The organism is Halobacteriovorax sp. HLS (assembly GCF_004006665.1).
In the GTDB taxonomy this organism is placed as follows: Bacteria; Bdellovibrionota; Bacteriovoracia; order Bacteriovoracales; family Bacteriovoracaceae; genus Halobacteriovorax.
Genome location: NZ_QOCL01000014.1, coordinates 12,795 through 25,942, shown reverse-complemented (window position 1 = coordinate 25,942; position 13,148 = coordinate 12,795). Strand labels below are relative to the sequence as shown.

10 protein-coding genes are annotated in these 13,148 nt (G+C 35.2%); 5 read left to right on the top strand and 5 right to left on the bottom strand.

Translation table 11 applies throughout. The annotated features are described in order from the left end of the window. Positions 1-44: 44 nt before the first annotated feature. On the top strand, positions 45-2,711 hold the full coding sequence (locus tag DPQ89_RS14245) for a valine--tRNA ligase (RefSeq protein ID WP_127717702.1): 2,667 nt from the start codon (positions 45-47) through the stop codon (positions 2,709-2,711). A gap of 34 nt (positions 2,712-2,745) precedes the next feature. Here DPQ89_RS14245 and DPQ89_RS14240 read toward each other — a convergent pair whose 3' ends face one another. From DPQ89_RS14240 to DPQ89_RS14230, 3 genes are read right to left on the bottom strand one after another with little or no spacing between them, the layout of a single operon-like run. Then, the gene (locus DPQ89_RS14240; RefSeq protein ID WP_127717701.1) at positions 2,746-3,708 is read right to left on the bottom strand and encodes a glycosyltransferase family 9 protein; all 963 of its coding nucleotides are present in this window, start codon (positions 3,706-3,708) and stop codon (positions 2,746-2,748) included. Between the two features lies 1 nt (position 3,709). Next, positions 3,710-4,429 carry an EI24 domain-containing protein gene (locus DPQ89_RS14235; protein WP_164848431.1) on the bottom strand — a complete coding sequence of 240 codons (720 nt, stop codon included), beginning with the start codon at positions 4,427-4,429 and terminating at the stop codon, positions 3,710-3,712. Continuing rightward, complete coding sequence (locus tag DPQ89_RS14230; RefSeq protein WP_127717699.1) at positions 4,413-4,847, bottom strand: DUF309 domain-containing protein; 435 nt, start codon at positions 4,845-4,847, stop codon at positions 4,413-4,415. Before DPQ89_RS14230 ends, DPQ89_RS14235 begins: the two co-directional genes overlap by 17 nt. A gap of 107 nt (positions 4,848-4,954) precedes the next feature. On the opposite strand from DPQ89_RS14230, the gene hisC reads away from it, so the two are divergent. The 4 genes from hisC to DPQ89_RS14210 are packed head-to-tail and all read left to right on the top strand — an operon-like array spanning position 4,955 to position 8,814. Then, positions 4,955-6,091: a histidinol-phosphate transaminase gene (hisC, locus tag DPQ89_RS14225; protein ID WP_127717698.1), complete on the top strand. Its 1,137-nt coding sequence runs from the start codon at positions 4,955-4,957 to the stop codon at positions 6,089-6,091. Beyond that, a complete protein-coding gene (locus tag DPQ89_RS14220) occupies positions 6,091-7,104 on the top strand; it encodes a fumarylacetoacetate hydrolase family protein (protein WP_127717697.1) in 1,014 nt (337 codons plus the stop codon). Before hisC ends, DPQ89_RS14220 begins: the two co-directional genes overlap by 1 nt. Then, positions 7,091-8,179 carry a homogentisate 1,2-dioxygenase gene (locus tag DPQ89_RS14215; protein ID WP_127717696.1) on the top strand — a complete coding sequence of 363 codons (1,089 nt, stop codon included), beginning with the start codon at positions 7,091-7,093 and terminating at the stop codon, positions 8,177-8,179. The genes DPQ89_RS14220 and DPQ89_RS14215 overlap by 14 nt, the downstream gene beginning before the upstream one ends. A 2-nt stretch (positions 8,180-8,181) precedes the next feature. After that, positions 8,182-8,814: a flavin reductase family protein gene (locus DPQ89_RS14210; protein WP_206611179.1), complete on the top strand. Its 633-nt coding sequence runs from the start codon at positions 8,182-8,184 to the stop codon at positions 8,812-8,814. 37 nt (positions 8,815-8,851) lie between these two features. Here the strand turns inward: DPQ89_RS14210 and DPQ89_RS14205 are convergent, their stop codons facing one another. Beyond that, entirely contained in the window at positions 8,852-11,668 is a 2,817-nt protein-coding gene (locus DPQ89_RS14205; protein WP_127717695.1) for a hypothetical protein, read from the bottom strand. A gap of 95 nt (positions 11,669-11,763) precedes the next feature. Then, on the bottom strand, positions 11,764-13,044 hold the full coding sequence (gene tig, locus DPQ89_RS14200; RefSeq protein WP_127717694.1) for a trigger factor: 1,281 nt from the start codon (positions 13,042-13,044) through the stop codon (positions 11,764-11,766). Positions 13,045-13,148 lie beyond the last annotated feature (104 nt).

Sequence of the window (13,148 nt, the reverse complement as noted above, 5' to 3'; positions counted from 1 at the left end):
TAGTCTGACACCAAAAGATACAATTATTTCAGCGGAATTTTCACATGACAGATTCATCAAATCAAAACGAAATCTCAACTACATTCTCCCCAAAAGACGTCGAGTCCAAATGGTACAAAACTTGGGAAGATGGAAAATACTTTAAACCTAGAAAAGGCAAGGCCAATGAAGCATATTGCATCATCATGCCCCCTCCAAATGTTACGGGTATTCTTCACGCGGGTCACGCTCTAGATGTGACTACACAGGACACACTAATTCGTTGGAAGAGAATGAAAGGTTACGAGGCACTATGGCTTCCAGGAATGGATCATGCTGGAATTGCAACTCAATCTGTCGTTGAAAAACAACTTCAAAAAGAAGAAGGTAAGAATAGACATGACTTTTCAAGAGAAGAATTTCTAGAAAAGATTTGGCAGTGGAAAGATGAAAAAGGTGGAATTATTGCCAACCAGCAAAAAGTACTCGGGGCATCTCCTGACTGGGACTATTCTATGTTTACCATGGACCCAGAGGCCAATGAAGCCGTAAGAAAAGCATTCGTTACTCTCTACAATGAGGGATTAATTTACCAATCAGATTATATTGTTAACTGGGACCCTATGCTTCAATCAGCAATTTCTGATGCTGAAGTTGAGCACAAAGAAGTTCAGGGCGCATTTTACCACCTTCTTTATTCGGTAAAAGATTCAGATGAGAAATTAGAGATTGCCACGACAAGGCCAGAAACATTACTGGGAGATACTGCTGTTGCCGTAAACCCAAATGATGAGAGATTTGCTCATCTCATTGGAAAGATGGCCATTGTTCCAATATGTAACCGTGAAGTTCCAATTGTTGGTGACGAGCATGTTGCAATAGACGTTGGAACAGGATGCCTAAAGGTTACACCTGGTCACGACTTCAACGATTTTGAAATCGGCCAAAGACATAACTTAGAAGTAATAAATATAATTAATAAAGACGGAACTCTTAACGACTATGGACTAGAGTGGAAAGGTTTAACCTGCAAGAAAGCGAGAGCTCAAATTGTTGAGAAGCTAACTGAGATAGGTAGCTTCGTTAAAGAAGTTCCTCATGTTCATCAAGTTGGTCACGGTGATAGATCTAAGGCCATTATAGAGCCAATGGTATCTAAGCAGTGGTTCTTAAATGTTCAAGACATGGCAGCTGAAGCAGTTAGCGCCGTTGAAAATGGTGACACTACTTTCTATCCTAAGGGATGGGAGAATACTTACTTCTCTTGGTTAAGAGAGCCAAAGAACTGGTGTATCTCAAGACAATTATGGTGGGGTCATCAGATTCCAGTTTATAACTGTACTGATTGCTCACATCAATGGGCCAGTGAAACAGACTCTACAACTTGTACGAAGTGTAATAGTTCTAATATTTCTCAAGACCCAGATGTTCTAGATACATGGTTCTCATCAGGGCTATGGCCATTTTCAACATTAGGATGGCCTGATGAAAATAGAATGAAAGAAAGAGGTTACGACACCTTCTTCCCTACTACTTGCTTAGTAACCGGTTTTGATATTATTTTCTTCTGGGTAGCTAGAATGATGATGATGTCCAAAAAACTGACGGGAGAAAATCCTTTTAAAGATATTTATATTCACGCCATTGTAAGAGATAAGCAAGGCCGCAAGATGAGTAAATCTTTAAATAATGGTATTGATCCTCTAGATATGGTTGAGCAATATGGAGCAGATGCCTTTAGATTTACTCTTGCAGCAGGTTCTGGTTATAACCGTGGACTAAACCTCGATCCTGAAAGAATTGGTGGATATAGAAATTTTATCAATAAGATATGGAATGCATTTAGATTTATTTCTCCTTTTCTAGAAAAAGCAGATGATGAGCTACCTAAAGAACTTGATCAGCAAGAAAAGTGGATTCTATCTGAGCTTAACAATATTTCTAAAGAAATGAACTTATCGATGGGTGAATATCGCTACGATGATTCATGCTCTGCCATCTACGCATTTGTTTATGATAAATTCTGTTCATGGTTCATTGAACTTTCTAAGAATATATTGCACGGAGAAGATGCACAAAAAATTCAGACGAGATCAAGTGTTCTTAAGTATTGTTTCAGAGAGGTAGTTGCCCTACTTCATCCATTCACTCCTTATATTACAGAGGAGCTTTGGACACATCTTAAAAAAGAAGATGAGGACTTACTTATTATTCATGATTATCCTGAATTTAATGAAGCACTTTGTTTTGAAGAAGACCAAGAACTGATGAATAAATTTATCGAAGTTATTACTTCTATAAGAAACCTTAGATCATCTGTTAATTTAAAACCTAAAGAAGAAATTTCAACACATCTATATACTGATGATAAAGCTCTAGAAGAATTCTTTTTAAGTACTTCTAAAGGCTTTGAGGATCTAGCAAAGGTTACTAATTTACAAATTTTTTCTAAGTCTAGTGATAGACCAAAGCAATCTATAACTAAAGTAACGGCCCACACTGAAATCTTCATTCCTCTTACTGGAGTGATAGACTTAGAAGAACAAATCGCGAAATTAAATAAAGAACGCGCAAAGGTGGCCAAAGATCTTGAAAAGTTTGAAAAGAAGTTATCAAATAAGAAATTTATGGATAATGCTAAAGATGATGTAATAGAGAAAGTAAGAACTGAACAGGCCGAACTTTCAGAAAAAATTAAATCAATTGATACATCTATTATAAATTTCAGCTAGAAGTATATTTTGGAAGAGGCGAACTCGCCTCTTCTTAAATATTCATTGTCTCATAAATATAATCTACAACCTGAGAAGGAACCGTAAGCTCTTTCTTTTGTCCAAAAGTCATTAAACTAATTGGATCTTCATTTTCTAGCAGAATGATATTTTCAACATTGGAAAAATACTTCGTATTCGAAAATTGAACTTCTTCATTAGCAAAGAGGAAAGATCTCTTTTCATAGAAGTAAGTAGATTGAGCAAAGCAAATATCATCTGTTAATACAAACTCAGACTTAATAACAAGATCTCTTAAAAACGAAAGTCCCGAGACCTCTCCTTGAATGATAAGCTCTACTTTAAGATTTCCACTGGACTTTAACATATGCCACTGCTCAATATTATTTTGATCCCAAATGACAACTCTCCCCTTGTCCATGAGCATAAGAATATCTTTCCAAAAATCAAAACTTAAAGCAGTGTTTCTCAGTAAAAAGAAATCAACTTTATCCTCACTAAAAAGATTTATTACATTTTCATTTTGAGTGAGATCAGGAACAGAGAAAAAGAAATCTTCAACAGGCTCTTCAAGAGATTTATTCAACAATTCAACAAAGTATTCATCTAAAGATGTTGTCGCTGATCGAGGTTCAATTTTGTCAGTATAGAGAAACTTCTTTACTCCCTCTAGCGGACCTATTCTCTTTCTGGCCCTAAAAGAAAAACCTGTAAGAGCTCCTTTATGATCAAGGGCGAGATCGAAGAAAAGTTCGATATTAAAAATATCTTTTACATTAACTGCAAATTTATGAATACCAGCAACTGTATTCAATTTTTGCGGAAGTGGGTAAATCTCGACTTTAAAAGGTAATAACTCAAGTATTTCCTCAAGCCCAGAATCGACAATCACATAAATCCTAGACTCAGGGTACTTCTCTTTTAATTTGATAAAGAATGGAAAAGATAAAATAATTTCATCTTTAGTACGCGGAGATTGAACAAGTATCTTATGCATTTTAAGCTTTCTCTAGCTGAATTTTTGAATAATATAAAGCTGAGTAATAAACAACAGCAAAAGGAAGTACAAATAAATTTACTATCGGTATTGAAATCAAGGCCATAAAGGCACAACCCGTAATTAAATAAGTAAAGAATGAACTTCTAACATTTGTTACACACTCTCCAAAGCTTAAATCTTTTCTAGACCAAGCGTAATCTAAAAAAGAAACTGAAAGAAGTAATGCAGAAATGGCAAAACCTAACGGAGGAAGAAATAGGCCGGTTATAAATGCAACAATACTTAAGAATAATATCAGTGCGATCTTCTTAGCTTCATTGAAAATTATTTTAAAAAATTTAGAGAAGAATCTCTCACTATCAAGAGAATTTGCAGGTAGGCTTAAAATTTGCCTCTCAACTCGACCAGAAATTAGATCATTAAATGGAGATGCGATAATTGATACAAAGAGTACAAAGGTCCAGTTAACCAAGAAAAAGAGTGCTATTGTTAAAAAACCAGTCAAGAGCCAAGAAAGAACACTGCCCAGTCCTTCACTAGAAACATTAGCTTTAACAAATTCATTTCCTAGTTTTAGAAGATCTCCGTAAAAAAAACTTCCAACGTAATAGTAAAATGCCAAACCAATAAGAACGGGTACCATAGACAAGAGAATGATAAGCTTATCTTTTTTAAAAATGGTAAATGTTTGAGAAAATGTTTTAATTGGTTGTTTCATGTATTTTCCATTTGGCCGGATTTTTAAATTTAAAATTATAGAGTTCATTATAATCGTCTATTGAACTATTTTCAGGAATTTTTCTCACAATTCTCTTTAATTCTTCCCAATCCAAGTAGCTATATAGGAGATCTGTTTCAACTTTTAGCTTTTCACAAGTGTCTAACTTTCTCTTGGCCTTGCGAATCATTCCCTCCGCACCATTAAGATTTCCATCTAAGTAATGATACAGTGATGTGGCCACCTGTATAATAACCCAATAGACGTAGCGCGCATTATCTCCATAGTCAGCTAACCATAAATCTTCCACCTCTTCATGACATTCCCAAAATTTATCTTCATTATAAAGAGTTATGCCTAATTTCAGTAAGTTGAGGTGTTCTGGAGTAAATTGACCGTAGTGATAGTTTTTATTCATAGATTGATTATAAAAAGCCTATGGGCCAGCGACAAGTTTAAATTGATGGTCACAAATTAAACTTAAAATGGTAAATATAAGTAATAATTTGTAATTGAGGAGATCCCATGAGTGAACTAGGAAGAAGTCTTGTTCCTGAATATTTAAAAGAATTAAAAGTCTATCAAGCGGGAAAACCAATTGAAGAAGTGGCAAGGGAAAAAGGTCTTACTCAAATTACAAAACTTGCCAGCAATGAAAATCCACTTGGCCCATCACCTTATGCAATTCGAGAAATGACCAACGGTCTTTGGGATCTGCACAGATATCCAGACATGCATGCTTATCAATTAAAGAAATCACTATGTGAACTTTATAAACTTAAGCCAGAAAATATAATCCTTGGAAATGGAAGTGAAGGAATCATGGCCTATATTGCGCGAGCATTTCTTCAGCCTGGCGATGAAGTTCTGACTTGTGACAATACTTTTGTTGGCTTCTATATTTTAGCAAAGAGTGTGGGTGCAAATTTAATCACTGTTCCACTAACAGAGGATTACAGATTTGATGTTGAAGCTTTAGCAAAATCAATCAATAAGAAAACAAAGGCAATCTATATTGCCAATCCAAATAATCCGACAGGAACTTATATTACGAAGAAAGAATTTGATTATCTTATGAGCTACGTACCAGATCACGTACTGGTTCTTCTGGACGAGGCATATTTCGAGTATGCTATTCAACATGATGACTACCCGGACTCAATGGATTATAGATATGACAATGTCATAACTCTTAGAACTTTTTCAAAAGCTTATGGACTTTCTGGAATTAGAGTCGGTTATGGTTTTGCTCATGAAGAGCTTATTGCCAACCTATCCAAAGTAAAACTTCCGTTCGAGCCAAATCTCATTGGTCAGCTAGGGGCCAAGGGCGCTCTCTATGACCAACCACACTTAGATAGAACAATAGAAAATAATACGAAAAGATATAATGAAACAATTGCTTTTCTTAAAGAAAAGAAATTTGATCCTATCAAATCAATCACCAACTTTATCACTTTTAAGACACCATCGCTTGAAGCAGGTGACTGGCTATTTGAAAATCTTTTGAATCACGGTGTGATTATAAGATCATTAATGGCGCATGGAATGCCTTCATATGTTAGAGTTTCTCTAGGAACAAAAGAAGAGATGATTCACTTCTTCGATGCGATGGAGAAAGTGCTACCAGAGTTTGATAAATTATTTGGGAGAGCAAACTAATGAAAATCTGTCACTATATTCACCATTCTAGCCTAGGTTCCAAAAGTCGCTTAGGAATTCTTGACGAAAAAGAAGGTGTCATAATAGATCCTAATCTTGTATGGGCCTGTGATTACCAACGAGAAGGTAAATTCAATCCTTACGAAAGAGCGAATAGAAAATTACCGAGTTCACTTCACGAAGTTCTCACTTATAGTGATAATCCACTAGAAGATCTGCAAGAAGCCAACGGCCTTTATCAATTTTTAAAACTTGTCGGTGATTTAAATTTAAAAGACGGCACGCCTGTTGCGTTTAAAATTGATGACCAATCTATATCGCTTACAAAGCCGATGGATAAAATTACAACGTATAGAGACTTCTATGCACATGAAAAACATGTCGCGAAAGGTTTTGAAAAAAGAAATGAACCTATTCCAGAAGCATGGTACGAAATACCTGCGTACTACAAAGGACCAACTTCTGGCTTCATTGGTCCAAAAGATGAAATCCTTTGGCCTCACTACACTAATATTCTTGATTATGAACTTGAATTAGGAATGGTTGTAGGAAAAGAAGGTTTTAATGTAAAAGAAGAAGATGCGATAGATCATATCTTCGGCTTTACAATTTTAAATGATATCTCTGCTAGAGATATTCAAAAAAAGGAGATGGCCGTTCGTCTAGGGCCAGCGAAAGGAAAGGACTTCTGCTCTGTCATAGGTCCAGTAATTACGACTATTGATGAATTTGATAACAAAGAGCCGGACCTATTGATGACAGCAACAGTCAATGGGAAGGAGTGGTCAAGAGGTCAATCTGGAGATTCACACTTTAGTTTTTCTCAAATGATTAGTCATGTATCCATGGATGAATGGGTACTACCTGGAGATCTATTTGGATCAGGTACGGTAGGAACTGGTTGCGGGCTAGAGATTGATAAATGGATTCAGCCTGGTGATGAGATTGAGCTCTTTATTGAAGGAATAGGTAAGCTAACAAATACTATAGGAAATAAGAATGGAAACATTTAAAGCCAGCGGCATTTACACAAAGCAGGCCCACGTTAATATCCCAGAAGGCCTCTACGAGGAAGAACATGGAAGAAAAGGCTTCTTTGGAAGAGTTAGCCAGCTCTATCACGAAAACCCTCCTGTTAATTGGAGCAATATTGAAGGTGATCTCAAGCCTAGAAACTTACCGACCCTATTTGATCACCCAGATGCTCAGGATACGACTATTTCCACTCTTGAAAATAACGACTGCGTTGTTAGCATTGGTACTTTCAATAAGAGCTTTGAGCTATTCTATAGAAATGCTGATTTTGACGAGCTCTACTTCATTCATGAAGGACTAGGAAGACTAGAGACTACTTATGGCCATCTCAACTATAAAAAAGGTGATTATATAATCATACCAAGAGGAACAACTTATCAATTCTTTATTGATCAAAAGACTAAAGTTCTTCAAGTAGAATCAGCTTCTGAGTTTGAAGAACCTTCAAGAGGAATTCTAGGACCAAACGCTCTCTATGACCAAACGGCAATAGAGACACCTACAGCGGCACTTGGCTCTAGAAAAGATTTAAAAGAATATACAGTTGTCATCAAGCGCTTAGGAAAAATGACCAGAGTAACTTATCCATTTAACCCACTAGACGTTAAGGGATGGAAAGGATCAGTTTATCCAAGTAAACTTTCTATCTATGATATTTGTCCTGTAATGTCTCACAGATATCATATGCCTCCCTCAGCTCATACAACATATGTATGTAATAACTTTGTTATTTGCTCATTTGTTGAAAGACCTCTAGAAGATACTAAGCATGGTGTATTAAAAGTTCCTTTCTATCATTCTAATATTGATTATGATGAAGTGCTTTTCTATCACCAAGGCAACTTCTTTAGTAGAGATAATATTGATGCAGGAGCAATGACTTTTCATCCGCAAGGAATTCATCATGGTCCTCATCCAAAGGCCTTCAATTCAGTTGATAATAAAACTCATACCGATGAATTTGCTGTAATGATTGATACGAGATACCCACTCAAACCAACAAAGTGGTTTAGTGATAATGAGAATAAAGATTATTGGAAAAGTTGGATGTAATGATGAAAATGAAATCGTTTAATACAAATGGAGAATTTGCCGACAATTATAAATTTTTAATTGGATCAATTCTACCTAGACCTATAGCAGTCATCTCAACTCTAAATGAAGATGGAACCAATAACGTAGCTCCCTTTTCATTCTTTACTGGAGTTAGCGCAAAGCCAATGATCATAGCTTTTTGTCCTTTGATTAGAAGTTCTACAGGACAGATGAAAGATACTCCAATTAATATCTTTCGAGAAAAGGAATTTGTTGTTAATTTTGTTAGCGAAGAGATCATTGATAAAATAAATATGACGTCAACTGAGTTGCCATACGGAGAGGACGAATTCAAACTTGCAGGTTTAAATCCTCTCGATTCTGACGTTGTGAAGGCCAAGAGAATACTTGAGAGCAAGATTCATTTTGAGTGTATCTATAGAGATCATCTCTCTTATGGAGATCAACCTGGATGTGGTCAAATCATTACAGGAGAAGTTGTTAAGATTCATATTAGCGAAGAATTAGAAGAAGGCGGAAGAATTTCCACAGACCTATTTAATCCTGTTGGTCGAGGAGCGGGAAATGACTGGATTCTATGTAAAGAGAGAATCCAAAAAGACAGACTTATGACCGCTCAAATACAAAAGTAATTTTTTCACAAAGGCCTTCAAAAAATGAAGGCCTTTTTTAAAAGGCAAGACCTGTTGCCAAGTAAAACTCGTTTACATTTTCTTTAGTCGTAATTTTATTTATAAAACGTACTCCAAAATCAATTGGTAAAATTCTAAAGAAGGTAGATTCAAATTCTAATTCTGCGCCTGCACTTTCTAATTTCTGGTTTAGAAAACTCGATGAAATATTTGTTAAATCGTAGAATGTATTAACCTTAACTCTTCTGATATAAGAAAGGGCCCAAATCCTTAAATCAGGATAGCCCAATGGAAAGAAGTAATTGAAGGAATACTTTTCGTACTTAGGAACAGAAATATAGCTATAGCCTCTAGAAAATACATAGTCACCTTCTTGTGAACCTACTGGCGAGAATCTATATGCGCTTGCCTTTTCTTCTTGCTCTTCACTCATGAACTCTAATTTTAAGCCATCAAACTTAAATAGACCTGAGCTTAGTAGCTTAGCATTTTGATAAAACTGGTAAGAAGACTTTGTCGGATCTTTATTTTCTGCTATCTCGTAAAACGCATTATAGGAAATTCCCCAGGCTGGCACTATTGAACGAAACTTTCTCTCCTTGGAAAAACTTGTTTGAAATTCAATATAAGCATTATTGTACTTTTCAGAAGTTGTCACTTGTTCTTGAGAAGTGATGCGAGAATTAGCAATATCAACAGCTTTTGCTCCTAGAGTAAGAGCTGTTACTGAGTTCTTTAGGTTCATTCGATAGAGATACGGGATTGTCATACTCAAATCAATATCAAATTCATCCCACTTCAAGTCACTTGAAGTATTATACAACTCAACCTCTCGGTAAGTTTTATTGGCCCCCACATTAAATATTGGATAGTACTTTTTGAAAGATATATTTGCACCATAATAGAGCTGCTCTTCTTCTGAATCATTTCCCACGTTTGCAGAAATACCGATTGTTCGAAGGTAATTATCTGCGTTGATAGATAATCCATATCCTCTTCCAACAAAGAATGACCAAGAATGGGGGGTTACTAAACGCTTATTTAAACTTCCATAATCTTCTCTGGAGTATTTCTCTTTATTTTTTGTGTACTGCTCTTTTTGAAGGGGAAAGTGTTCTAGTTTAAAATTTCCATAATTATCTGAAGGAGAATCACCAAGATAATTAAAATCTAGAATACTATTTCTTTCAACTTTTTTACATTTTGACAGAGGTACTTCATAAAGTTTAGAACCATTATAATCTTCACCACTATAAAGAAGTTTGCGACCATTTGAACTTGGATAGTATCCCCCAATCTTTTGATCGCTACACTGTGAAAGCTCTCCCTTGCGATCCATTTTAAAAATATTTATCGCTCCATCATACTGAGCTTCAAAGAAAATATTTTTCATTTTATCAACACTAAGTTCAGAGATACTATTTCGTGAATATTTTAAAATCGTCTTTGACTTTTTGTGAGATAAGTCGATTAGCTTAATAGATTTTTCTCCAACAGAATTAACAACTAAGGCCACAACTTTATTTGAATCAAAGTATTTAACTTCTACTATATTTTCATTTTTAATTTGAAAGCTTCTGAGTTGCTTAGAGTTAATATCAAACTCAACAATCTTCCATTTATTTTTTTCATCGAACTCAACGGCCATAACTCTCCTGCCCTCTTCATCAAAGCTAGGGTTATACAGCCTTCGTCCACTAATAAGAGATTTAAAAGCACCTGTCTCTAAATCAACTAATGTTAAGACTGACTTTTCTTTATATAAGTATCTTGAGTCTGGAACAAATTGATTAAATACTGCATATTTTTTTGAAAAATCAATTTGGGATATTTCTTTATAAAATGGTATTTCAGCAACAGTCCTATTACCACCATTATTCTTTTCCATTATTTTCCAATGAGAGTCTAAATCATAGTGAAGGTAATAGATTTTTTGCTCTACTCTCTTGGCTGCAAGATTCTCTCGAAATGGAGTATCACTATTACTAGCTAACTTGTCTTTACTCCATTTCTTCTTTAATTCACTCATTGTATCATTATAAAAATCATAGAAATCTTCACCAGATACACTTTCAAAGGCACTGAGAAGCCTCCATGGGTGTGGAGCACTTGAAACTTTAGATAAAACTCGTTGCCAAAAGTTCTCTCCATATTTATTGACAGCTCTAGTAATGAGTACATAGCCAAAAACATAATGATTAGGAATATTGTTATTATAAGTTCGATTCACAAATTCATCATAAGTAGGAACTTTATCGCTTAAGACCAGCGCCTTAAGTCTTGATAGAAACCTAGGGGTTCTACCTCTTCCTGAGTCAGTATATTTTGTTTCGGCCCAAACAGCATCACCCTCAAAAAACCAAGACTGTAGACCAACAGCGGCCGCGAGAGATATTCCGGCATCTCCAAAGAGATAATCTAATCCCTTAGTGAAACCTTTGTTAAAATAATCAAATTGAACCACATGCCTATATTCATGAATAGAAAGGGCCTGATAAAACTCAGCGCCTCCGAGAATAGGAGTAAAGGAAGAAGAGCTAAACCACTCACTTCTTCTTGGACCTAAAGTCACAAATCCATTTAAGTTGGCCATCTCTGGTCTAATAACAAGGCTGAATTGTTTAGGTTGAACTAGTCCATAAGTACGTCCAACAAAGAGAGAGTAGTGATCAATTATATTTGCAATATAGAGAGATTTATCATTTAGAAAGTCTGGAAAAATTAGCTCTACACTCTTATTTTCGATTTTGCTCCACTCAATATCAGGAGAGCTCTGCGCAAGGTCTATCTCCTGTGAAAAAGTAACCGAACTTAGCAAGATGAATAGTCCTAGAGAGAGTGACTTGAAAATCATTTTAAAACCTTATTAATGTTATTACTCATAAGATTTTAGCAAAAAAAAAGGCCCTCTAATAGAGGGCCTTCAATACCTGATTTAACAAATATTTCTTACTTTAATTTGATTTCTTCTTTGATTTTAGCAAAAGTTTTTTCTTCTCTAATTGCATACATTAGATTTCCTTTTAGCCTTTCATCAGTTGAGTAGTAGCTCTTGATTTGATCAGCTTGCATACCTGATCCAGCGGCCATTTCTTCGATTTTTGCGTCAAAGTCAGACTCACTTGCTTCTACTTCATATTTCTTCGCTAGGTTATCAAGAAGTAATCCTGATCTAACTTGGAAAGTAGCTTTTTCTTCTAAATCTCCGGCCCATTTTGCAAAGTATTCACCAAGCATATCTTCATTGAAGCCTTGTCCTTTAAGGTTTTTAGCAAGATCTTCTTTAAGGTGATTTTCTTGTTGAGAAACAAGGGCCTTAGGAACATCAAAAGTATTTAATTCTATTAATTTTTCTAGAATTTCTTGGTGAGTTTTTTCTAAAACTTCTCTTTCTTTTTGCTTAAAAAGATTCTCTTTTGTCTTAGTTTTGAAGTCTTCTACAGATTCAAATCCAAATTCTTTTGCAAGATCATCAGAAAATTCTGGATAAACCTTTTCTTTAATTTCTAGAAGCTCAGTTTCAAAAACAACTTTTGCTTCTTTAAGATCTTCTACGTGGTAGTCAGCTGGAAAAGAAAGTTCAATATTCTTCTTCTCACCTTTTTTCATACCAATCATTCCATCTTCAAAACCTGGAATAAATTGACCTGAACCGATTTCTAAAAGGAATTCTTCACCTTTCATATTCTCTGGTCTTTCACCGTCAGCTTTTTCACCTTGGAAATTTAAAACTGCGAATTGACCTTTTGCTAATTTCTTATCACCTTCAATTTCTTTCATCTCTGCTTTAGAGTTAAGGTAGTTCTTTTGAATATTATCTACATCTTCGTCAGAAACTGAAACAGTCTCTTGAGAGATTTCAACTTTATCTAAACCTTTAACTTCTACAGTTGGGAAAATTTCAACTAAAGCGTCAAACTTTACTGACTTTCCTTCGTCATAATTCATATTTTCAAAGCTAGGGTATCCAACAACTCTTAAGTCTTCTTTTTGAACAGCTTCAAAAAATCTATTCTGTACAAATTGGTTAAGAGCTTCTGATTCAATTTGTTGACCATAAACTTGCTGAACCATAGTTAAAGGAGCTTTTCCTTTTCTAAATCCTTTTAAAGAAACTGTTTTTTGTTTTTGAACAATTGCAGTTTTAATTTCTGAAGTTAGATCTAGTGTTTCAAAGTTGAATGCTAGCTTCTTAGTGCATCCATTGATTGTTTCAACTGTATAAGACATATTAATTCCTCGCGTAACTAGTTGCGTTATTTTTAACAAATTTATTGGTGCTGAAAATATCGGCTAAGGCCTAAAAAGTCAATGAATAGAGCTTATTACTCAGT